The sequence below is a fragment of the Paraburkholderia sp. J63 genome, assembly GCF_905220245.1.
Classification (GTDB): Bacteria; Pseudomonadota; Gammaproteobacteria; order Burkholderiales; family Burkholderiaceae; genus Paraburkholderia.
In genome coordinates, this window is sequence record NZ_CAJMZF010000008.1 from 184,788 (window position 1) to 205,938 (window position 21,151).

At 65.6% G+C, this 21,151-nt stretch carries 20 protein-coding genes, 1 pseudogene and 1 riboswitch; of the genes and pseudogenes, 15 read left to right on the top strand and 6 right to left on the bottom strand.

Going from position 1 to position 21,151, the window contains the following annotated elements; all coding sequences use genetic code 11:
* Window positions 1-431: 431 nt before the first annotated feature.
* A complete protein-coding gene (gene proP / locus U5775_RS11740) occupies window positions 432-1,901 on the top strand; it encodes a glycine betaine/L-proline transporter ProP (RefSeq protein ID WP_322058300.1) in 1,470 nt (489 codons plus the stop codon).
* 173 nt (window positions 1,902-2,074) lie between these two features.
* On the opposite strand, the gene U5775_RS11745 is transcribed toward proP, so the two are convergent.
* From U5775_RS11745 to U5775_RS11765, 5 genes are all read right to left on the bottom strand, one after another.
* Window positions 2,075-2,554: a metallophosphoesterase family protein gene (locus U5775_RS11745; protein ID WP_322058301.1), complete on the bottom strand. Its 480-nt coding sequence runs from the start codon at window positions 2,552-2,554 to the stop codon at window positions 2,075-2,077.
* Between the two features lie 156 nt (window positions 2,555-2,710).
* A complete protein-coding gene (locus U5775_RS11750; protein WP_322058302.1) occupies window positions 2,711-3,109 on the bottom strand; it encodes a cupin domain-containing protein in 399 nt (132 codons plus the stop codon).
* Window positions 3,106-4,554: an FAD-containing oxidoreductase gene (locus U5775_RS11755; RefSeq protein WP_322058303.1), complete on the bottom strand. Its 1,449-nt coding sequence runs from the start codon at window positions 4,552-4,554 to the stop codon at window positions 3,106-3,108. Before U5775_RS11755 ends, U5775_RS11750 begins: the two co-directional genes overlap by 4 nt.
* A gap of 301 nt (window positions 4,555-4,855) precedes the next feature.
* A complete protein-coding gene (locus U5775_RS11760; protein WP_322058304.1) occupies window positions 4,856-5,065 on the bottom strand; it encodes a hypothetical protein in 210 nt (69 codons plus the stop codon).
* Between the two features lie 237 nt (window positions 5,066-5,302).
* Entirely contained in the window at window positions 5,303-5,917 is a 615-nt protein-coding gene (locus tag U5775_RS11765) for a glutathione S-transferase (protein ID WP_322058305.1), read from the bottom strand.
* Between the two features lie 551 nt (window positions 5,918-6,468).
* Here U5775_RS11765 and U5775_RS11770 point away from each other — a divergent pair.
* The 11 genes and pseudogenes from U5775_RS11770 (at window position 6,469) to U5775_RS11820 (ending at window position 15,763) form a co-directional block, all read left to right on the top strand.
* Window positions 6,469-6,717 (top strand): hypothetical protein, encoded by a 249-nt coding sequence (locus U5775_RS11770; RefSeq protein WP_322058306.1) that lies wholly within the window; start codon window positions 6,469-6,471, stop codon window positions 6,715-6,717.
* A gap of 402 nt (window positions 6,718-7,119) precedes the next feature.
* Window positions 7,120-7,392, top strand: coding sequence for a hypothetical protein (locus U5775_RS11775; RefSeq protein ID WP_322058307.1), 273 nt, complete (start codon window positions 7,120-7,122; stop codon window positions 7,390-7,392).
* A gap of 98 nt (window positions 7,393-7,490) precedes the next feature.
* Window positions 7,491-7,664: a hypothetical protein gene (locus U5775_RS11780; RefSeq protein ID WP_322058308.1), complete on the top strand. Its 174-nt coding sequence runs from the start codon at window positions 7,491-7,493 to the stop codon at window positions 7,662-7,664.
* A 780-nt stretch (window positions 7,665-8,444) separates the two neighbouring features.
* Window positions 8,445-9,584: a substrate-binding domain-containing protein gene (locus U5775_RS11785; RefSeq protein WP_322058309.1), complete on the top strand. Its 1,140-nt coding sequence runs from the start codon at window positions 8,445-8,447 to the stop codon at window positions 9,582-9,584.
* Window positions 9,497-10,387: pseudogene (locus U5775_RS11790) on the top strand (ABC transporter substrate-binding protein); the annotation flags it as partial. The gene U5775_RS11785 and the pseudogene U5775_RS11790, both read left to right, overlap by 88 nt.
* A gap of 47 nt (window positions 10,388-10,434) precedes the next feature.
* The gene (locus tag U5775_RS11795) at window positions 10,435-11,259 is read left to right on the top strand and encodes an ABC transporter permease (protein WP_322058310.1); all 825 of its coding nucleotides are present in this window, start codon (window positions 10,435-10,437) and stop codon (window positions 11,257-11,259) included.
* Window positions 11,256-12,233, top strand: coding sequence for an ABC transporter permease (locus U5775_RS11800; RefSeq protein ID WP_322058311.1), 978 nt, complete (start codon window positions 11,256-11,258; stop codon window positions 12,231-12,233). The genes U5775_RS11795 and U5775_RS11800 overlap by 4 nt, the downstream gene beginning before the upstream one ends.
* Complete coding sequence (locus tag U5775_RS11805) at window positions 12,230-13,270, top strand: ABC transporter ATP-binding protein (RefSeq protein ID WP_322058312.1); 1,041 nt, start codon at window positions 12,230-12,232, stop codon at window positions 13,268-13,270. The genes U5775_RS11800 and U5775_RS11805 overlap by 4 nt, the downstream gene beginning before the upstream one ends.
* A 36-nt stretch (window positions 13,271-13,306) precedes the next feature.
* Window positions 13,307-14,143 carry a phosphodiesterase gene (locus tag U5775_RS11810; RefSeq protein ID WP_322058313.1) on the top strand — a complete coding sequence of 279 codons (837 nt, stop codon included), beginning with the start codon at window positions 13,307-13,309 and terminating at the stop codon, window positions 14,141-14,143.
* A gap of 199 nt (window positions 14,144-14,342) precedes the next feature.
* Window positions 14,343-15,554, top strand: coding sequence for an MFS transporter (locus tag U5775_RS11815; RefSeq protein ID WP_322058314.1), 1,212 nt, complete (start codon window positions 14,343-14,345; stop codon window positions 15,552-15,554).
* 71 nt (window positions 15,555-15,625) lie between these two features.
* Window positions 15,626-15,763 (top strand): entericidin A/B family lipoprotein, encoded by a 138-nt coding sequence (locus U5775_RS11820; RefSeq protein ID WP_322058315.1) that lies wholly within the window; start codon window positions 15,626-15,628, stop codon window positions 15,761-15,763.
* 107 nt (window positions 15,764-15,870) lie between these two features.
* On the opposite strand, the gene U5775_RS11825 is transcribed toward U5775_RS11820, so the two are convergent.
* A complete protein-coding gene (locus U5775_RS11825) occupies window positions 15,871-16,866 on the bottom strand; it encodes an EamA family transporter (RefSeq protein ID WP_322058316.1) in 996 nt (331 codons plus the stop codon).
* Window positions 16,867-17,521: 655 nt separating this feature from the next.
* Between U5775_RS11825 and U5775_RS11830 the strand changes: the two genes are divergently transcribed.
* From U5775_RS11830 to U5775_RS11840, 3 genes are all read left to right on the top strand, one after another.
* Window positions 17,522-17,929 (top strand): GreA/GreB family elongation factor, encoded by a 408-nt coding sequence (locus tag U5775_RS11830; RefSeq protein ID WP_322058317.1) that lies wholly within the window; start codon window positions 17,522-17,524, stop codon window positions 17,927-17,929.
* Between the two features lie 93 nt (window positions 17,930-18,022).
* Window positions 18,023-18,162: riboswitch (TPP riboswitch) on the top strand.
* A 99-nt stretch (window positions 18,163-18,261) separates the two neighbouring features.
* Window positions 18,262-20,193, top strand: coding sequence for a phosphomethylpyrimidine synthase ThiC (thiC, locus tag U5775_RS11835; RefSeq protein ID WP_322058318.1), 1,932 nt, complete (start codon window positions 18,262-18,264; stop codon window positions 20,191-20,193).
* A 533-nt stretch (window positions 20,194-20,726) separates the two neighbouring features.
* Window positions 20,727-21,122 carry a hypothetical protein gene (locus tag U5775_RS11840; RefSeq protein WP_322058319.1) on the top strand — a complete coding sequence of 132 codons (396 nt, stop codon included), beginning with the start codon at window positions 20,727-20,729 and terminating at the stop codon, window positions 21,120-21,122.
* Window positions 21,123-21,151: the final 29 nt, after the last annotated feature.

A 21,151-nucleotide genomic window follows, 5' to 3' on the forward strand; every position in this document is an offset into this window, starting at 1 on the left:
ACGGGCGGTTTGCGCGATCTTCAGCTATCGTGCTATCATGTCGCTTCGTTCAACAGGCATTAGTCATCAATTGCAGTCAGGCTGGCACCCCAAACCGCCTTCTTCCTGATTGCTTTCATACAAAAAGAACGCTCCGCCACGCGGGTTTCTTTTTCGTTCAGCGGCGCTTTACGGGTACCCTCGTACCGGTCCAGCGTCCTCATGCGTCCTGCCCCCCAACCACGGCCACGCAGGCGCGTAACGCTTACGCACAATTCGACCGAGTGTCGTTTCGCGACATCTCAGCATGCCACTCGTGCGCCGCCTGCCTTGCAGACGGACCGGGCGCCCGCCTTTTGTGGCGTTCCACGCGCGAAATGTCGCCGCTATCGCGAAACGGCACTCTCCGGCAACCGTGGCGGGTCTTTGCAGGCCCGTCGCTGTCATTGGAGATGCAAACCTTGACCGCTTCCACTTCCGGTAAATCGGCGACTTCGACCGATCTCACCCTCGACGACATAACGATCGTCGATAAAAGCCTCCTCAAACGCGCCGTCGGCGCCATGGCGCTCGGCAACGCCATGGAATGGTTCGACTTCGGCGTGTACAGCTACATCGCCGTCACGCTCGGCCAGGTGTTCTTCCCGTCGAGCAGCCCCTCGGCGCAGCTCATCGCCACCTTCGGCACCTTCGCGGCCGCGTTCCTCGTGCGCCCGATCGGCGGCATGGTGTTCGGGCCGCTCGGCGACCGCGTCGGCCGCCAGCGCGTGCTCGCGATGACCATGATCATGATGGCCTGCGGCACCTTCGCGATCGGCCTGATTCCGTCTTACCACTCGATCGGCATTGCCGCGCCCGTGCTGCTGCTCGTGGCGCGCCTCGTCCAGGGCTTCTCGACGGGCGGCGAGTATGGCGGCGCGGCGACCTTCATCGCCGAGTTCGCCACCGACAAGCGCCGCGGCTTCCTCGGCAGCTTCCTCGAATTCGGCACGCTGATCGGCTACGTGTTCGGCGCGGGCACGGTCGCCGTGCTGACCGCCGTGCTTTCGCACCAGCAACTGCTCGACTGGGGCTGGCGCGTGCCGTTCATGATCGCGGGCCCGCTCGGCCTCGTGGGTCTCTATATCCGCATGAAGCTCGAGGAAACGCCCGCGTTCAAGCGCGAAGCCGAACTGCGCGAAGCCGAAGAGCATGCGCGTCCGAAGCTCACGCTCAAGTCGCTCGTCACGGAGCACCTGCGCCCCTTCCTGCTGTGCGTGGGCCTCGTGCTGATCTTCAACGTGACCGACTACATGGCGCTCTCGTACCTGCCGAGCTACCTCTCGGCGACGCTGCACTTCAACGAGACGCACGGTCTGTTCCTCGTGCTGATCGTGATGGTCCTGATGATGCCGATGACGCTCGCGTTCGGCCGTCTCTCGGACGCCATCGGCCGCAAGCCGGTGATGCTCGCGGGCTGCGTGGGCCTGATCGTGCTGTCGATTCCCTCGCTTACGCTGATCCAGACGGGCGAGCTCCTGCCGGTGTTCTTCGGTCTCCTGATTCTCGGCGCGTTGCTCTCGTGCTTCACGGGCGTGATGCCTTCCGCGCTGCCGGCGCTGTTCCCGACCGCGATCCGCTACGGCGCGCTCGCCATCGGCTTCAACGTCTCGGTGTCGCTGTTCGGCGGCACGACGCCGCTGGTCGCCGCCTGGCTCGTCGAGCACACGCAGAACCTCATGATGCCCGCGTACTACCTGATGGGCGCCGCGGTGATCGGGATCATTTCCGTGGTGTCGCTGCACGAGACCGCACGCAAGCCGCTGCCAGGCTCGGCGCCGTGCGTGGGCACCCGGGCCGAAGCCCACGCGGTGATGCGCGGCGTGCGCGTCGCCCGCGAAATCGACGAGGATTACGCCACGCACGGCGCAGTGCGGGTGTAACGCAGTCACGAATGCAGCCGTGGCACACGTAGCGCCGTAGCGTTACGTGCTGCGGGTTACGTGCTGCGGATTTCGCATCGGAAATCTTCGAAGGTCAGCCACGTGCTGGCCTTTTTTGCGTCTTGCGCGCGCTGCTTCCGATGTGCGCAACGCCTCGAATAGACGCGACGTGCTCAATCGATCAGTCGAGTGTGCTCGATGTGCAGGACACCGTCCTTTCCGATCGTCAACATCGCAGCGGAAATGGGCAATTTGAAGCGGCGCGGTCCTGCGCTGCCCGGATTCACGTAGTGCACGCCGTCACGCATTTCGAGCGCCGGCTTGTGCGAATGCCCGCTGACCACGACGGCGATGCCCTGCGCTACCGGATCACCACGCAGATCGGGCAGCTCGTGGACGACGGCCAGCGCGATGCCGCCAATTTCGACGACGGTTTGCACCGGCAGCGCCTCGGCCCATGCGCCGCGGTCGTTGTTGCCGCGCACCGCGGTTAGCGGGGCAATCCGGGCGAGCTGGTCGAGCACGCCTTGCTCGCAAATATCGCCCGCGTGAATGATCGCATCGCTGCCCTCGAGAAAGCTCAGCAGCTCGGGCCGCACGAGATTGTGCGTATCGGAAACCAGCGCGACGCGCAGCGGACGTTGAGGTGACATGAGGCGGTGTTTCGTAACGGAAAAACGGTTGCGATACTGGCGGTGACCGGTCGTGCACAATTCGCACGATTCGGGCTCAGCCGATAGGGGCGATTATCGTCGACGTCACTGGCGCTGCTTGTCCGAAAGGAAATTTTCGTCGCGGCGCGCGCCGGTTCACTCGCGTTCGTCAGCGCCCGCGCCCGCACCAAAATACACAGCGAGCCAGACCGTGGGCGCCGCTGTGTCGGTCCACGCCACGCGGTGCCGGCAATGCGCGGGAATATGCACGTAGTCGCCGGGGCGCATCCGGTGGTGTGCGCCGCCTTGCGCCTCGAATTCCAGCTCCGCCGCGCCCGCGAGCAAAACCACCCATTCGTCGCGCGGGTCGTCGTACCAGAACCCTTCCGGACTCGCCTGCCCCGTCGAGACGATCCGCTCGATCAGCACGCCAGCCTGCGCGACGAGCCGCTCGAAACGCTCGTCACGCGCATCGGCTTTGATGCCGGCGTAGAGGTTGCCGACGTGGTTGCCTGCATGCTCGCCGGCCTGCGCGTTTTCGCCGGAAACGTTCATTCAAGCGGCCTCAATCCGTCGAGCAAAGTCGGCACCAGCTCGCTCACCGTCGGGTGGATGTGCATCGCGTACTCGAGCGTCGTGTACGGCGCATCGGCGGTCATGGTGTCGATGAAGGTGTGGATCGCCTCATCGCCTTCTATGCCAAAGATCGTCGCGCCCAGAATGCGCCGCGTCTGGGCGTCGACCAGCGCTTTCATGAACCCGTCTGTCTCGCCGCGCTCGCGTGCGCGGCCGACGCGCGACATCGGCATCGTTGCGATCAGCGCGGGCCGCCCGCTTGCGCGCACCTCGCGCTCGCTCGATCCCACCCGCGCAAGCGGCGGGTCCACGAACACGGCATAGGCGGGAATGCGCGTGTCGGCGCTGCGATGCGCGCCGTCGAGCAGATTCGCGGCGACGATCTGGTAATCGTCGTACGAGGTGTGCGTGAACGCCCCGCGCCCGTTCACGTCGCCGAGCGCCCACACGCCGGGCGCTTGCGTGCGCAGCTCGCCGTCGACGGGGATGAGTCCGTGCTTGTCTCGCGCGATACCCGCCGCGTCGAGCCCGAGATCGTCGGTATTCGGAATGCGGCCCGTGGCGAACAGCAGATGCGAGACGTCGAGCGCCTCGCCATCAAGCTCGATGCGGATGCCGTCCGGGTGCGTGACGCCAGTGCCGCTCACACCGAGCGGCGCCACGCTGCGCGGCGCGTTGCCGAAGCGAAACTCCACGCCTTCGCGCGCAAGCACGTCCTGGACGGCCTGCGCGACGTCGTCGTCTTCGCGAGCAAGTATGCGTTCCCCACGCACGAGCACCGTCACGCGGCTACCGAAGCGGCGAAACATCTGCGCAAATTCGAGCGCCACGTAGCTCCCGCCGACAATCGCCAGATGCGCCGGCACCGTCTCCAGAGCGAGCATCGTCGAGTTGGTTTCGTATCGGATACGGTCGAGCCCGGGCACGTCGGGCACGGCGGCGCGCGTTCCGGTGTTGATGAAGATCTCGGGCGCTTCGAGCGTCGTCGTTTCGCCCCCCGCCGATGTCACGCTGATCGTATGTGCCGCGGTGAAGCGGGCATGCCCCTGCAGCACCGTCACGTTGGGCGCATTGCGCAGCCAGCGCTCGACGCCGTCGCGCGACGCGCCGATGATGCGGTCCTTACGCGCCTTCACGAACGCGAGGTCGACGCTCACATCGACACCTTGCGCGCCGTTTTCCAAACCGCCCTGCGCGGCCCCGCCGATCCGCACGCCAAAGTCCGCCGCGTGACGCGCGACGTGCGCGGCACGCGCACAGGCCACATAGGCCTTGGTCGGCGTACAGCCGACATTGACGCAAGTGCCGCCGAACGCCGCGCGCTCGATCACCGCCGTCCTGCGCCCACTGGCGCCGAGCCGCACCGCGAGCGGCGGACCGCTCTGCCCCGTGCCGATCACGATCGCATCGAAACGCTGTGCCATGCCGACCTCCTCGCGAAATGTCCTGCCGCGCCCGTCTCACGTTCGCGCCATATTACGCCGCCGACGCATACCCCGCGCCTGGGTGCGCACGCCTCGTTCGCGCATCGGCACCCCGGTGCGACAGCGCGACGAAGCGGTCAAATGCCCCTGGTTTCGAATCGGAAAATGAGAAAAAAAGAGCCGCCCCAAATCATGAGGCAGCTCACAGGGTGACGTCACAACAGCAAACGGGCGATGCCGCTGCGCGTCGGGGGGGAATCGCCAAACCGGTACGCTATCTGTCGTTCGAAGTAAAACGGGATCAGTGGACGCGTTCGTCCAGCTCGGCACATCCATGGCTTGCGACCCAGAGTTCGCGCGAGCGCTGCAACGCCGCGCGCGCTCCGCGCGTCGCGACCATCAGTCCGATCTGACCCACGTTGAAGTCGAGCGACACCATCAACTGCATCAGATCCACCATCGGCAGAACCAGGGCTGGCTGATATAGCTGTCGTTCGATAAAGGATTTCATGACGGCTCCCGCTTGAGCCGCCGCGTCGTCGTGACGCAGCGGTATTCCAATGAGAGTCATTCTAGGAATGTAGCGTCTGCCGATAAATGGCCCGAACGCGAAGTCACTTGTCGCTATCCGCGAACAATCGGGCGAGGCAGCAGCGCAGGCCGCCGCGCTAACCGCGGGGAAAACAGCGAAGCAGAAAACAGCAGCGGGAATGAGCGACCCGCGGACCCGCACGCGCGGGCCCATGGCTCATTCGAGCGGCGTCGCCACGAACTCAGGCAAGGCTTCAGCGCGCAGGGAGTGCGCGGCGAGCGCCGGATAGCGCGCAGGATCCACGACGCCCGGCAAGATGTGCTGCGTAAAGCGCCAGGCCACGGCAGCCGTGATGTCGGCCTGCGTGATCCGCCCCGCGCACAGCCAGCCCGCGCGGCCGTTCAACAGCTTGTCGAGCACCGCGTACGCGGCGTGCATCTGCACATTGACACGCTCGAACCACGGCTCGTGCTGACGCTCCTCGGGCCGCAACTGGCGTTCGTATACCTGCTGCACCGTCTTCTCCATGGCCGCGAGCGCAAATCCGTTCACGCGCAGCGCGTAGGTGCGCTCCTGCGATTCCTCGGGCATCAAACGCCGTGCCGCCGGCACCTTGCGGTCGAGGTAGTCGAGGATCAGCGTGGAATCGATCAGCAGCGTGCCGTCGTCATCGATGAAGGTCGGCGCCTTCACGACTGGGTTGATCTGCGCGAACTCGTCGTAATGCCGGAACACCGACACGCTGCGATGCTCGAACGGCATCCCGAGTACATGCAGCGAAATCGCGACACGGCGCACATACGGGGAATCCATCATGCCAATCAACTGCATTGCTTCACCTCGTACGAAGAAAAAGGGGAACGGACAATCGATAGTGCAGCATCGGCCGATGTATTTCAAGATTGGCGGTCATCCATGCAGTTCGCCGTTCCCGATTTACGACCGCCGCATTCGCTCTCAATAAAACAGTGCCGGAATAAAAATCGCCAGAAAATGCTGACTGGAAAATTGCACGACCGGCCGAAAAATATGATGGATATCAAACATTAAATGAGCCGAAATATGGCCGTGTCGATGTGCCACGCAGGATTTAATTCGCTCAACGCTAAATTCATTAGCTGACGTCGTGCGTGACGCGACGCGCCATTGTTGCATCGCAACGTCCGCTTATTTGGGATGCCGCAGCAACATACCCGCGCGCACAGCCGCGTCATACAAGGCTCGACGGGTCGCAGGTCGCAACGCAAGGACGCCGAAGTATTACTCACCCTGCATTTCAAGGGGTTTTCGCGCGCCGCATGTGTTGCACTGCATCGCCGGGAAACTCCTGGATTCGTAGGCCGAAAGGCTGAGATAGTCTGCTTGCACAAGGAGACGAAATCATGAGACAAGCATTCAATGTTGGCGTTGTCATCGTCCTCGCACTCCTCCTGGGGAACCGGGTGCTGACGCGTGTACAGGCGCACGAGAGCGGCTCGGTCACCTGCGCGAAGGGCTCCGAACTCGTCCGGCTCGGCGCACTGGCGCGCGGCTTCACCGACATGGGGGCACGCAGCCAGGGGGAGAACTTCCTCTCGTCGTGCCTCGTTTCCGGGCAAGCGCAGGTTGGCGATATCGTCGCGCACGACTGAATTCTCTGAACCATCCCGGGCGCCTCCCGTGCGGGGCGATCTGAAAAGGCCGGCGCGGCTAGTCACGCCCTGCGACGGGCATATGGGCTTGCCACGTTTTGTGACATGACCGGACGTCGCGAATAGCGCTGCGCACGTCGTCTGCGAGCTTGTTAGCGCCCGCGCAAAGCGTATCTGCGTATGCTCGTTAGAGGTCCCTGGTTTGGGACCGCGTGCACAACGCAGTGCACGCCCTTATGGGCTGTGCTTCCACGTACGCCCCTCATAACGCCTTCGCTCGCCCTCAAGAACACGCGTTATTGAGCCCACGTTCCGATTCACAATCTATGTTAACTAACGTTTCCTCCGAGTTGCCAATGCCTGTGTTGGCGGCGACAATGGTGCGCGATCAGGAGGGAATTTATGAAAGGCAGCATCCTGTTGCTTGGCCTTGGCATGTTGACGGCATGCACGTCGGTCACCGGCGTGAATTCGAGACAGGATGGGCATCTTGCGGTAACCAGCCGGGCGCGCTGGGACATTGTCTCGTGGAACCGTGTGCGCAGCGCCGGCTTCAAGGAAGCACAAGCCTATTGCCGCAAGCAGCATAAGGAGATGCACGCCGTCGAAGTCCACAGCGAAGGCCTGCGCGGCGTCACCACGCAAACTGTAGAGGTAATCTTCGACTGTATCTGAGACGGCCTCCGATACGCCGTCCAGCCCCGCCCCTCAAGCGTTTCGCCGCTTTACCCAGCGCTTTTCGGACGCAAACCTTACATATCAGCAATGGTTTGTTGTCGTTCTCCCTGATATTCAATTCGCATCCTGCAGATACACTGACGAAACATTTTGTTACGTCTTGTATCATGCTCACAGCCTTCTACATCGTGTCGCCTTTGGCGATTGCGGCATTGTTCGGTTTTGCGCGGCTCGTCAACCCGCGCACCGGCCAGATCGGCAGCCGCTGACTGCACGCCCGCCGCGGCCCGGCGGAGATTCCGTCGAGCGCGTGGCCGCCCGGCTGACGCTTTGCGCCGCCACGCGCCTGTTCACGCGCGACCAGGCTCCATGAACTCGCCGGTTTGTCTCTCTTCCCCCTGGCCTATCCCGATTGCTGCGCGCGTCTGCACGCGTGAAACGCTCCGCATACCCCCAGCCACCCATAATCTCCGTCGGACCACGACGGAAAAGAAAAACCCGCGAAGCCTTAAGCTATCGCGGGTTTTCCGGAATCCAGCGGAATTCGCTGGAACAACATCTGGTGCCGGCGACCGGACTTGAACCGGTAAGCCGTGAGGCGGCGGATTTTCGTCACACTACGTCTTTCGACGCCGCCCGCGGGTCTTGCGGGTGTTCGTGCGCTGGACTATGCCTTCGCCCTAGCGATCCGGAGCGGTCAAGCCGCGCCAAAGCCTTAGGCGCCCCCCGTCTAGTCTCTACACCTTCCGGGCCGGCGCAAGAAAGCGCCAGCCGGCTTGGCTCGGCGTTGCCTCGGTGCAATGCGCGCTCGCGCATCGCAAAGTCCAGGGGTTTCGCCGAATTTGAGGGGTTCTGCACCGGCCGTTTCCGGCTGGGCACTCAATCTGGTTTTAAGTCCGCTATGTTTACCAATTTCATCACGCCGGCAAAGCGGACGCGATTCTACCACTGCCCCGCGCGCCCTCCCAAGCGCTCCGCGTCATCGGGCGGTCATATGCCCTTCTCATAATCGGCCCGTCGAAAACGTTTACATCGCTCGGGCCGCCAGCATGACGTCAACCATCAAGGATGTCGCCGCACACGCCGGTTTTTCGATTGCCACCGTTTCGCGCGCGATCAATGCGCCGCATACGGTCAATCCCGTCACGCTCGCCAAGGTGCGTGAGGCCATCGACGCACTCAAGTTCCGTCCGAGCCAGATCGGCCGCCAACTGCGCGGCGAACGCACGCGCCTGATCGGCGTGGTGCTGCCCACGCTCGCCAATCCGGTGTTCGCGGAGTGCCTGCAAGGCATCGACGAGCTCGCATCGGCACAGGGTTTCCGGCTCATGCTGATGACGACGCAATACGACGCCCAGCGCGAGCGCCATGCCATCGAAACGTTGCGCACGCAACTGGTCGAAGGCCTGATCCTGACCGTCGCCGATGCGGACACGCATCCGCTGCTCGACGAACTCGACGCCGACGGTCCGCTCTACGTGCTCATGCACAACGACACGAAGCGCCGCCCGTCGGTCTCGGTCGACAATCGCCAGGCCGCCTTCGATGGCGTGCGCATGCTGATCGCCCATGGGCATCGGCGCATTCTCATGCTCGCCGGCACGCTGGCCGCATCGGACCGCGCCCGCCAGCGTCACGCGGGCTACGTCCAAGCAATGGAGCAGGCCGGGCTCACGCCGGCGCCCGCGCTCGAAGTCGACTTCAATGCCGAGGCGCTCGCGCCTTCGGTGCTCGCGCACCTGAGCACGGGCCCGGCGCGGCCCACGGCCCTCTTTTGCAGCAACGATCTGCTCGCGATGGTGGTGATGCGCGGCCTGCGCCGCGCGCGTCTGCGCGTGCCGCACGACATGTCGATTCTCGGCTTCGACGGTCTCGCCGTGGGCGAGCTGCTGGCGCCGCCGCTCGCGAGCATCGGCACGCCGAACGGCGAGATCGGGCGCGCCGCCTGGCAGCGGCTCATGGCGCGCATCGGCGGCGAATACGCGGGCGCATCGCTCGGCCTCGCGCTGCCGCACACGCTGCGCGAGGGCGGCACGATTGCAGCCATTGCGAGCGCGCCACTTTCCGGGGCGCCAGGCCAGCGTTTCATGGCCGGCCCGACGCACGCCAGATTCAGGCGATCCAGCGCGCGACCGGCATTCGCGTGCCGTTCGACAACAAGAACTCGGGCCAGGCCATCGCCCAGTTGATGGCCGAGCAGAAGAGCCCGGTCGCCGATGTGGTCTATCTGGGCGTTTCCTCGGCGTTCCAGGCGAAGGACAAGGGCGTGATCGCGCCATACAAGCCCGCCCACTGGGACGACATTCCCGCGAACATGAAGGACCCGCAAGGCTACTGGTTCGCGATCCATTCAGGCACGCTGGGTTTCTTCGTGAACAAGGACGCACTCGAAGGCAAGCCCGTGCCGCGCTCGTGGGCCGACCTGCTCAAGCCCGAGTACAAAGGCATGATCGGCTACCTCGACCCGTCCAGCGCATTCGTGGGCTACGCGGGCGCCGTGGCCGTGAATCTCGCACTCGGCGGCACGCTCGATGACTTCCAGCCCGCCCTCACGTGGTTCAGCAAGCTCAAGGCCAACCAGCCGATCGTGCCGAAGCAGACCGCCTATGCCCGCGTGCTCTCGGGCGAGATTCCCATTCTGCTCGACTACGACTTCGACGCTTATCGCGCGAAATACAAGGACCATGCGAACGTCGAGTTCGTGATTCCGCGTGAAGGCACTATTTCGGTTCCCTATGTAATGAGCCTCGTGAAGAACGCGCCGCACGAGCAGAACGGCAAGAAGGTGCTCGATTTCGTGCTCTCCGACGCAGGCCAGAAGCTCTGGGCCAACGCGTATCTGCGGCCCGTGCGTGCGAGTGCGATGTCGCCGGAGGCGGCCGCGAAATTCCTGCCCGCGAGCGATTACGCGCGCGCCAAGCCCGTCGACTTCGCGAAGATGGCGGCGCAGCAGCAGGCGTTCGGCGAGCGCTATTTGCAGATCATGCACTGAGCGCGCACGGCGTTTCCGATCGTCAACCCCACGGTTTCCCGCACGTCATGCACGACCTCACTTTTCCCCTGCGCTGGCGCGTGGCGCTCGTGGCGCCCGCGCTCGCGGTGTTCCTCGCGTTCTGGCTGCTGCCGATGGCAGCCCTCGTCCAGATCAGCGCCGACGGTCATCTCATCGCCACATACGGAGCACTCCTGACCAATAGCCGCTACATGACGAGTCTGTTTCAGACCGTGCTGCTCTCGGCCGCGGTCACGCTCGCCACGCTGGCGATCTCGACGATCTGCGGGCTGCTGCTCGCGCGCCGCGAGTTTGCGGGCCGGCGCGCGCTCGTCGCGCTGCTGACGTTTCCGCTCGCGTTTCCCGGCGTGGTGGTCGGCTTCATGGTCATCATGCTCGCGGGACGCCAGGGCCTGATTGGCGCGCTCGCGCTGCGCTTCACGGGCGAGCGCTGGGTCTTCGCCTATTCGATGGCAGGCCTCTTCGCGGGCTATCTGTATTTTTCGATTCCGCGCGTGATCGTCACCGTCATGGCCTGCGCGAGCAAGCTCGACGCCTCGCTCGAAGAGGCGGCGCGCTCGCTCGGTGCATCGCCGTGGCGCGTGACGCGCGACGTGGTGCTGCCCGCGCTCGCGCCGGGCCTGATCGCCGCGGGCGCCGTGTGCTTTGCGACCGCGATGGGCGCCTTCGGCACGGCGTTCACGCTCGCCACCGACATCGACGTGCTACCCATGACGATCTATACCGAGTTCACGCTCAACGCGAACATGGTGACGGCAGCCGGGCTCTCGATCGTGCTCGGCATCGTGACCTGGGGCGTGCTCACGCTCGCGCGCAGCCTGACCGGCGCCTCGGTGGCGGCCACGGCATGAGCACCCTGCCCTCCCGCGAGCGCGACGAAGATCGCCGCTCCACTCACGTCGAGCCGTGCGCAGACGCAAACGCAAAGGCGCGCGCCACGCCGCCTGCATCGCATCGGCGCTTCGCGCTGCCGTCCGCTCGCGCGTGGATCGCCGCTGCGCAATGGCTCGTTACGCTCGCCACCTGCGCGTTCCTCGTCGTGCCGGTCGTCATGTCGATCATTGCGGGCCTCACCGTCAACTACTTTCGCGGGATCGCGAGCGGCCTCACGCTGCGTTGGCTCGGCGAAGTCTGGACGCAATATCACGCGTCGGCGTTCCTCTCGCTCGAAGTCGCCGCCGCGACACTCGCGATCACGCTCGTGACCGGCGTACCCGCGGGCTATGCGCTCGCGCGCAGCCGCACGCGCGTGTCGCGCATGATCGAGGAACTGCTCGTGATGCCGGTCGCGCTGCCCGGTCTCGCCTCGGCGCTCGCGCTGCTCGTCGTCTATGGCGGCTTTTCGGCGTTCCGCATGAGCGCTGCGTTCATCGTAGTCGGTCACGTCGTGTTCACGCTGCCGTTCATGGTGCGTCCCGTGGCCGCCGTCTGTGCGTCGTCCGACTTGCGCACGCTCGAGGAAGGCGCCGCGAGTCTCGGTGCGAACTTCGTGCAGCGCTTCTTCACGATCGTGCTGCCGAACGCGCGGCCCGGCATCGTCGCGGGCGCGCTCGCGGTGCTCACGCTGTCGATCGGCGAATTCAACCTCACGTGGATGCTGCATACGCCCGATACCAAAACGCTCCCTGTTGGCCTCGCCGATACCTACGCGTCGTTGCGCATCGAAGTGGGCAGCGCGTACACGATTCTCTTTTTCATCATGACGATGCCGCTGCTCGTGGCCATGCAGTGGTTGGGCGTGGCGACGCCCGGCGTGGACACATCCGGCGCCAACGCGCGTCACAAGCGCAACGCGGGCACACCACTTCATCAGGATTCCCAATGAAGCTCGATTCGATTCCGATCACGCTCACGGGCTGCGCGAAGACGTTTCGCGGCGCACGCGTGCTGGAGCCGCTCGACCTCGCGATCGGCGCGGGCGAGACGCTCGTGCTGCTCGGCCCTTCGGGCTGCGGCAAGACCACGACATTGCGCCTGATCGCGGGCCTCGAAACGCCCGACGCGGGCGGACGCGTGCAGTTCGGCGACGACGACGTGACTGCGCTGCCCATCGAGCGCCGCAAGGTCGGCATGGTGTTCCAGAACTACGCGCTCTTTCCGAACCTCAACGTGCGTAGCAATATCGGCTACGGGCTGCGAATCCAGCGCGTGAGCGCTGCCGCCGCGCGCGAACGCGTGGACGAGCTGCTCGCGATGATGCGCCTCGAAGCGCATGCGGACAAACCCATCGCCCAGCTCTCGGGCGGCCAGCGCCAGCGCGTCGCGCTCGCCCGGGCGCTCGCGCCGCGTCCGCGCGTGCTGCTGCTCGACGAGCCGCTCACGGCGCTCGACGCGCGCCTGCGTGACGCGCTGCGCGGCGAAATGAACGCGCTGCTGCGCGAACTCGGCGTGACGACCGTCTACGTCACGCACGATCAGGCCGAGGCGATGGAACTCGGCGAGCGCATCGTCGTCATGAGCGCCGGACGCATCGAGCAGATCGGCACGCCGCGCGAAATCTACTACCGGCCCGCGAGCCGCGCGGTCGCGCAATTCGTCGGCACGCTCAACCGCATCGCAGGACAATGGAGCGACGGCATGCTGCGCACGCAGGGCGGCGCGGTGTGCGCGAGCACCCCGCAGGCTGCGGGCGCGAACGAGCTCTACTTCCGCCCCGAGGACGCCACGCTGGCAGATCCCTCAAGCGCAGCGCTGCGCGGCGCGATCGAGCAATCGACGTTTCTCGGCGAGCGCACGCGGCTCACCATCGGCGGCGCCGCGCCCGATGCGCTTTTCGTCGACGTCGCGGGACGCATCGAGCTCGCGCGCGGCACGCCGGTGGGCCTTGCCATCGCCCCCGATGCGCTCATCGCGCTCGCGTAATTTCTGCCAACCGAGTCCTGCCAACCGAGGCCACTCATGTTGCTCGCCCAAATCAGCGATCTGCACATCAAGCCACCGGGCGCGCTCGCCTACCGTCGCGTCGACACGGCCGCGAGCCTCGCGCGCACCATCGCGAGCCTGAACGCGCTCGCGCCGCGCCCCGACGCCGTGCTCGTGACTGGCGATCTCGTCGATGCCGGCAACGCCGACGAATACCGGCATCTGAAGACCTTGTTCGCGAAACTGGAGATACCGTACTGGCTCCTCGTCGGCAATCACGATGGCCGCGAGGCGCTGCGCGAGGCGTTCCCCGAGCGCGCCGAACTCCGTGCGGGCGACCCGCGCTTGCCATTCGTGCAATACGCTGTCGATCTCGCCCCGCTGCGCCTGATCGCGCTCGACTCGACGGAGCCTGGACAAAGCGCGGGCACGCTGTGCGCCGCGCGCCTCGAATGGCTCGCGCAGCAGCTCGATGCGGCGCGCGGCAAGCCGACGATCGTCGCGCTCCATCATCCGCCGTTCGATTGCGGCATCGGCCATATGGATGCGATCCGTCTCGACGATGCCGCCGCGCATGCGCTCGAAGCGCTGATCGCCCGGCACCCGAACGTGGAGCGCGTGCTGTGCGGCCACGTGCACCGGCCGATGTTCGTGCGCTTCGGCGGCACGATCGCGAGCGCCGTGCCCGCGCCCGCGCACCAGGTCACGCTCGATCTCGCGCCCGACGCGCGCTCCACCTTCACGCTCGAGCCGCCCGCGTTCGCGCTGCATCGCTACGACGCGAAGCGCGGCATCGTCACCCATCACGCGTATGTGGACGCGGCAGACGGCCCCTATCCGTTCCACGAACCGTCGGGCGCGTTGATCGGCTGATGCATCGGCTGATGATCGCCCGATGATTGCCTGATGATCGGCTGGCGCATCGGCCGAACGCGGACCGGGGCATGGCCAGCACGATCGCACCCGCTCCGGTATGATCGGCACGCCCGGGCTCGCGAGCGACGCATGGTCGACGCGAGCCCGGTCTGCCTTCTCAGTACCCGTACCGCCGGGCGCCGCCCGCACTGCGCACATGTCCACACCCGATTCCGCATCCGCTGGCGAACGCCAGTCGTTGCGCGGCCTGCTGCTTCTGCTCGCGACCATCGCGGGCGTCGCGGTCGCGAACATCTACTACAACCAGCCGCTCCTCGACGACTTCCGCCAGACCTTCCCCGCCGGCGCCGCATGGATCGGCGCCGTGCCCGCCTCGACGCAGCTCGGCTACGCGCTGGGCATGCTCCTGCTCGCGCCGCTAGGCGACCGCTTCGACCGGCGCCGCATCATCCTCGTGCAAACGGCGCTGCTGTGCCTCGCGCTGCTCGCCGCCGCCACCGCGCCCACGCTGCCGGTGCTGATCGGCGCGAGCCTCGCCATCGGCGTGCTCGCCACCATCGCGCAGCAAGCCGTGCCGTTCTCGGCCGAGCTCGCGCCGCCCGAGGCGCGCGGCCACGCCGTGGGCACCGTGATGAGCGGCCTGCTGCTCGGCATCCTGCTCGCGCGCACGGCGGCCGGCTTCGTCGGCCAGTATTTCGGCTGGCGCACGGTATTCGGCGCGTCGATCGTGGCGCTGCTCGCGCTCGCCGTAGTGGTCGTGAAGAAGCTGCCGAAGAGCCAGCCGACCTCGACGCTCAGCTACGGCAAGCTGCTGGCCACGCTCTGGCATCTCACGGTCGAATTGCGCGGCCTGCGCGAGGCCTCGGCGATCGGCGCGTGCCTCTTCGCGGCGTTCAGCCTGTTCTGGCCCGTGCTCACGCTGCTGCTCGCGGGCGAGCCGTTCCATCTGGGCCCGCAGGTCGCGGGCCTGTTCGGCATCGTCGGCGCCGCGGGCGCGCTTGCGGCGCCATGGGCGGGCCGGTCCGCCGACAAGCGCGGCCCGCGCGCCGTCATCACGCTGTCGATCGCGCTCATCGCCGTCGCGTTCGTGATCTTCGCGTTCTCGGGCACGAGCCTGATCGGCCTCGTGATCGGCGTGATCGTGCTCGACGTGGGCGTGCAGGCCGCGCAGATCTCGAACCAGTCGCGCATCTACGCGCTGCGCCCCGAGGCGCGCAGCCGCGTGAACACCGTGTTCATGGTCTGCTACTTCATTGGCGGCGCAACGGGCTCGGCAGTGGGCGCGGCCACCTGGCATGCGTTCGGCTGGACGGGTGTGTGCATGGCCGGCCTCGGCTTCAGCGCGCTCGCGGCATGGATCCACTACGCCACGCGCGCGCAGCCAGGCGCGAGCACGCAAACGTCCTGAGCGCCTGCGCTGCACCACCGGGCACGGGACGTGCTGGCGAAGGTTTCCCTCACTGTGCGGAGAAACCCCTCATGAAACGCCTGATTGCCTTGCTTCTCGTCACCGCCTCGGTTGCGGCGCTGGCCGCCTGCAATACCGTTGCCGGCGCGGGCCAGGACCTGTCCTCGGGTGGCCACGCCATCACGAACAGCGCCGAGCAGGCCAAGTAAGCGGCGCGGCGATCGTGGCGCCGGCCCGTGTGCCGGCGCCACGACTGTTCATTTAGCGCGTGAATACAGGCTCAAAAACGCTTCGGGCTGCGAATGATCCATCCAGATCAGGACGCGCGCCGTCTGTCGTCGAAGATGAACGAGAGCCCGACGCTGCCGAGAATCAGCACGGTCGCGATGACCGTGCCGAGCGTAATCGGCTCGCCGAGTGTCAGCGCGCCCAGCCCCACCGCGACCACCGGATTCACGTACATGCAGCTACTCGCCACGATCGGGCTCGTGTGGCGAATCAGATAGCCATAGGCCACATACGCGGCCATCGTGCCGATCAGCATCAAATAGACGAACGCGACGAAGGGCAGGAACTGCAGCGTGCCCATGCGCTCGCCCGTGATCCATGCCACCAGCGTCGAGATCGCCCCACCGAGACCGATCTGCAGCGCCGTCGCGATGAAGAGATCGGCGGGCAATTCGAGCCGGCCCGCGAGATGCGCGCCGATCGCCCAGAACAGCGCGCCGCCGAGAATCGCAAGGCTGCCGCCCGCCGATCCGCTCGCGCCGCCGCCATGGCTGAGAATCGCGATGCCGACGAGCCCGAGCGCCACCGCCGCCCACTCGCCTTTGGCGACGCGCCGCCCGGCCGCGGCGGCAATAAGCGTGGCGAATAGCGGCACGGTCGCGACCATGACCGCCGCCGTACCCGTGCCGACCGTGCGCATGCCGTAGGCCAGCATGCCGCTCGACAGCCCCACCAGCATCGTGCCGACGACGCCCGCGTTGCGCACCTGCGTCCAGGTCGGCATGACGGGACGCCGGCGCACCGCGAACACGAACAGTCCGATGCCTGCGAGCAGATTGCGCAGGCCCGAGAGCAGCAGCGGCGGAAAGGAGCCCAGCGCCACGTGCACGCCCAGATAGGTCGAGCCCCAGACGAAGTAGACGACCGCGAGCGATAGCGCGACACGGCCGCTGCGCGACTGCGGCAGCCGCACGCTGCGCGCGAGGCGCCAGCACTGGGCGCCTGCCTGGATCAGCGCCTGCAGCAGCCCTTGGGCAAGGGCGCCGCCGGTCCGGCGGGAAGGCAAACGGGGAGGCATCGTCATTGCACCGCGGTGGGATTGAGGGCGAACCGCGGACATCCCGCCGGACGTGAGACGGGACGAATGAGGCGCAACGGCATGATGGAAGCGGCGAAAAAGAAAGTGCGAGATGTACCCGGGAATGAGGGCACGAAGGACATGAGAGACACCACAAAACGCCCGATCCGGGCGCCACGCATTATGCAACAAGGCACCTCGTTGCGGACGCAGCGAGCATGCTTTATGCGCGGGCGCGCTGCTTGCGCGCAACGCTTGTTGAAACGGAGCGCCAGCACGCACGGCCCGACGGCTTTCGCGCACGCCAATGCGTGACAAGACGCCGCTCTAGTCCGCGTCGCCCACGGTCAACGAGACCGTGTTAGCATGCCATTTTCTTTCATAAAACTTTCAATTCCGTCGTCCGTCATGCATCTGCCGCTCACGCACCTTGCCGTGCACCTCGCCGCATCCTTGCCGCCGCGCTCCCAGCGCGGCGCGCTGGCGTGCGCGGGAGCGTTTCCCGATGCGCGCGCCGCCCGACGACACCTCCCCGGCGACCCGGCCCCGCTCGCCGCCGCCCGGCGTCCATACTGAACCCCACTCCGCTTCCGGAGCCGTTCGGTCGGGCTCCGGGCCGATCCTCCACTTTTTTCAATTCCGGATCGTAAGGAGAACCCTCATGTCGAAGAAAATCCGCTATCTGACCGAGCTCGATCTCGCTCGCCTCGAAAAATGCGCCGCCGAACCGGGCGCAGCGCCCGCGCGCCAGATCATGCTCGACGAATTGCTCGAACGCGCGGAGATCGTCGACCCGCGCAAGGTCGCGTCCAATGTCGTCACCATGAACTCGCAGGTCACGCTCGTGAACGAACGCACGGGCGAGAGCGTCACGTTCACCGTGGTCTACCCCTCGAGCGCCAACCTCGACGCCGGGCGCCTGAACGTCTTTTCACCGGCGGGTCTCGCGCTGCTGGGCGCGAAGCGCGGCGAGTCCGTGCGCTTTACGCCGCCGAGCGGTGCCGTCGAAACGTTCAAGATCGACCGCATCCTGTTTCAGCCCGAAGCCGCCGACGATTTCACGCTTTAAGCGCCGCATGCCCTCGCATGCCCTCGCCTCGCCTGGCACATTTCGCACGCGAGAGCACTTGCCAGATCGTCGCAGCGCGGTGTATCGTTTGGCCTGCTTACGCGGGGGTCCTGCGTCATGCGCTGCTTCGAATCGTTCAGACGAATGTTCAAGCCGCGTATTGCGTGGGTGAGAAATACCCTTTGAACCTGATCTGGATAATGCCAGCGCAGGGAAGCGTCCGGACTTTGCAGCATCGCTAAAAGCTTCATCCCTCAAAGCGAAGTCCGTCCACGTTCCGTCTCATCTCCTGCTAAGCCGCTGTTCCCACATTGCTTTGCATGGAGAGAGGCATGAACGCCAACCCGAAGTTCGTTTCCGCCAACGCGCACGTCGACGAAGCCGCAATCGCGCCGCTGCCGAATTCCCGCAAGATCTACGTGAGCGGCTCGCAGCCCGACATCCGCGTGCCGATGCGCGAAATCACGCAATCGGATACGCCCACGGGCTTCGGCGGCGAGAAGAATCCGCCGATCTACGTCTACGACACCTCGGGTCCGTACACCGATCCCGAAGCGAAGATCGACATCCGCGCGGGCCTGCCGGCGCTGCGTCAGGGCTGGATCGAGAAGCGCGGCGACACCGAAGCGCTGTCCGGCCTCTCCTCCGACTACGGCCGTGAGCGCGCCGCCGATGCGGCCACGGCCGAACTGCGCTTCCCGGGCCTGCATCGCACGCCGCGCCGCGCGCAAGCCGGCAAGAACGTCACGCAGATGCACTATGCGCGCCAGGGGATCATCACGCCCGAGATGGAGTTCATCGCGATTCGCGAGAACCAGCGCCGCGCCGAGTATCTGGAAAGCCTCAAGACGAGCGGCCCGAACGGCGCGAAGCTCGCCGCGATGATGGGCCGCCAGCACCCGGGCCAGGCGTTCGGCGCCGCCGCTTTCGGCGCGAACGCGCTGCAGGAGATCACGCCCGAATTCGTGCGCGAGGAAATCGCGCGCGGCCGCGCGATCATCCCCGCGAACATCAATCACCCGGAAAGCGAGCCGATGATCATCGGCCGCAACTTCCTCGTGAAGATCAACGCGAACATCGGCAACTCCGCGGTCACCTCGTCGATCGGCGAGGAAGTCGACAAGATGACGTGGGCGATCCGCTGGGGTGGTGACACGGTCATGGATCTCTCGACCGGCAAGCACATTCACGAAACGCGCGAATGGATCATCCGCAATTCGCCGGTGCCGATCGGCACGGTGCCGATTTATCAGGCGCTCGAAAAGGTCAACGGCAAGGCCGAAGACCTCACGTGGGAAATGTTCCGCGACACGCTGATCGAGCAGGCCGAACAGGGCGTCGACTACTTCACGATTCACGCGGGCGTGCGCCTGCAATACGTGCCGCTCACAGCCAACCGCATGACGGGCATCGTCTCGCGCGGCGGCTCGATCATGGCCAAGTGGTGCCTCGCGCATCACAAGGAGTCCTTCATTTACGAGCATTTCGAAGAGATCTGCGAAATCATGAAGGCCTATGACGTGAGCTTCTCGCTCGGCGACGGCCTGCGTCCGGGCTCGATCTACGACGCCAACGACGAAGCGCAGCTCGGCGAACTGAAGACGCTCGGCGAGCTCACGCAGATCGCGTGGAAGCACGACGTGCAGGTGATGATCGAAGGTCCGGGCCACGTGCCGATGCAGCTCATCAAGGAGAACATGGACCTGCAACTGGAATGGTGCGACGAAGCGCCGTTCTACACGCTCGGGCCGCTCACCACCGACATCGCGCCGGGCTACGATCACATCACCTCGGGCATCGGTGCCGCGATGATCGGCTGGTTCGGCACGGCGATGCTCTGCTACGTCACGCCCAAGGAACATTTGGGTCTGCCGAACAAGGACGATGTGAAGGAAGGCATCATCACGTACAAGCTCGCGGCGCACGCGGCTGATCTCGCGAAGGGCCATCCGGGCGCGCAGGTGCGCGACAACGCCCTTTCGAAGGCGCGCTTCGAGTTCCGCTGGGAAGACCAGTTCAATATCGGCCTCGATCCGGACAAGGCACGCGAGTTCCACGACGAAACGCTGCCGAAGGACTCGGCCAAGGTCGCGCACTTCTGCTCGATGTGCGGCCCCCACTTCTGCTCGATGAAGATCACCCAGGACGTGCGCGACTTCGCGGCGAAACAGGGCATGAGCGACGACGAGGCCCTGAAAAAGGGCATGGAAGTGAAGGCCGTCGAGTTCATCAAGCAAGGCGCGGAAATTTATCAGCGTCAGTAAGGCAGCCAGGACCGTTCGCTGCGTTGCACGATGGCGCGAAGGCGCGCCTCGCTTGCGGCGTGGCGAACCGGCTGCTGCGCGAGCGCGCTCCCGTCCGAAACATTTTCTAACGACTCCGACAACTCACTGACAAGCGCACACACCCGGATACGGGTCGCGCCACTACGATGGGTGTATTGAAGGTGCGCAAAGGGCACAGTAGTCGCCGCCCCCGGATGCGCACCTCGGCAGATGACCCACCGACGCAGCGAAAAACAACGACATTACGACAGGCAAATCGGCTTCCAACGCCGGCTTCAGAGAGGATACGCGGCGCATGTCTCGCAAGAGCATGCGCCGCGTTTGTATTCGCGGTTTGGATGGGTGCGGTGTTCACACACAGCCGCGCCATTTCGTGAAATATCCGGTTATGCGCGCGCAACACGGCGCAACACAAAGTGGCTGCAACGAGCGTAAGCTCGATCGATCAGGTTTCGGGGATACGACGCCTCAACGCGCCTGATCGTCAGCTTTGTGTGGGACAGGAGTCCGCCATGAATCGCCCTTCAACCGCCCTCGCCTCGCCTTGCGTATCGCGCCCGCTCAAGCGCGTCTCGACGCTCGGCGCAGCCGCCGCGCTGCTCACGCTTTCGGGCTGCTACTACTATTACCCGTACGGCTATGCGCCGTACTACTACGGCACGGCGCCCGCCGCGGGCACGCAGCAAGGCAACGCAGACCTGCAGACCAGCCCGCAGGCGAACCAACCGCCCAACCCCGCTCCCGCCGCCATCCCCGACGCGCAATACCCCGGACCGCTCTATCCGTCGCCGCCCGTCGCCATCGCGGTGCCCGCTTATCCCGCGTATTACCCGTACCCCGCGTGGGGATGGGGCGCACCGGCTGTCTCGTTCGGCTTCGGCTACTGGGGCGGCGGCTGGCATCGCTAGGGAGCGTTCGCACCTATAGCCAGGATCGA

Bases quoted from the DNA above. Each gene is read 5' to 3' on its own strand.
- U5775_RS11805 (WP_322058312.1), top strand. From the start codon at position 12,230: ATGAAGCTCGATTCGATTCCGATCACGCTCACGGGCTGCGCGAAGACG.
- U5775_RS11810 (WP_322058313.1), top strand. From the start codon at position 13,307: ATGTTGCTCGCCCAAATCAGCGATCTGCACATCAAGCCACCGGGCGCG.
- U5775_RS11840 (WP_322058319.1), top strand. From the start codon at position 20,727: ATGAATCGCCCTTCAACCGCCCTCGCCTCGCCTTGCGTATCGCGCCCG.
- U5775_RS11815 (WP_322058314.1), top strand. From the start codon at position 14,343: ATGTCCACACCCGATTCCGCATCCGCTGGCGAACGCCAGTCGTTGCGC.
- thiC (WP_322058318.1), top strand. From the start codon at position 18,262: ATGAACGCCAACCCGAAGTTCGTTTCCGCCAACGCGCACGTCGACGAA.
- U5775_RS11775 (WP_322058307.1), top strand. From the start codon at position 7,120: ATGAAAGGCAGCATCCTGTTGCTTGGCCTTGGCATGTTGACGGCATGC.
- U5775_RS11820 (WP_322058315.1), top strand. From the start codon at position 15,626: ATGAAACGCCTGATTGCCTTGCTTCTCGTCACCGCCTCGGTTGCGGCG.
- U5775_RS11755 (WP_322058303.1), bottom strand. From the start codon at position 4,554: ATGGCACAGCGTTTCGATGCGATCGTGATCGGCACGGGGCAGAGCGGT.
- U5775_RS11765 (WP_322058305.1), bottom strand. From the start codon at position 5,917: ATGCAGTTGATTGGCATGATGGATTCCCCGTATGTGCGCCGTGTCGCG.
- U5775_RS11785 (WP_322058309.1), top strand. From the start codon at position 8,445: ATGACGTCAACCATCAAGGATGTCGCCGCACACGCCGGTTTTTCGATT.
- U5775_RS11830 (WP_322058317.1), top strand. From the start codon at position 17,522: ATGTCGAAGAAAATCCGCTATCTGACCGAGCTCGATCTCGCTCGCCTC.
- U5775_RS11745 (WP_322058301.1), bottom strand. From the start codon at position 2,554: ATGTCACCTCAACGTCCGCTGCGCGTCGCGCTGGTTTCCGATACGCAC.
- U5775_RS11750 (WP_322058302.1), bottom strand. From the start codon at position 3,109: ATGAACGTTTCCGGCGAAAACGCGCAGGCCGGCGAGCATGCAGGCAAC.
- U5775_RS11770 (WP_322058306.1), top strand. From the start codon at position 6,469: ATGAGACAAGCATTCAATGTTGGCGTTGTCATCGTCCTCGCACTCCTC.
- proP (WP_322058300.1), top strand. From the start codon at position 432: ATGCAAACCTTGACCGCTTCCACTTCCGGTAAATCGGCGACTTCGACC.
- U5775_RS11760 (WP_322058304.1), bottom strand. From the start codon at position 5,065: ATGAAATCCTTTATCGAACGACAGCTATATCAGCCAGCCCTGGTTCTG.
- U5775_RS11795 (WP_322058310.1), top strand. From the start codon at position 10,435: ATGCACGACCTCACTTTTCCCCTGCGCTGGCGCGTGGCGCTCGTGGCG.
- U5775_RS11825 (WP_322058316.1), bottom strand. From the start codon at position 16,866: ATGACGATGCCTCCCCGTTTGCCTTCCCGCCGGACCGGCGGCGCCCTT.
- U5775_RS11800 (WP_322058311.1), top strand. From the start codon at position 11,256: ATGAGCACCCTGCCCTCCCGCGAGCGCGACGAAGATCGCCGCTCCACT.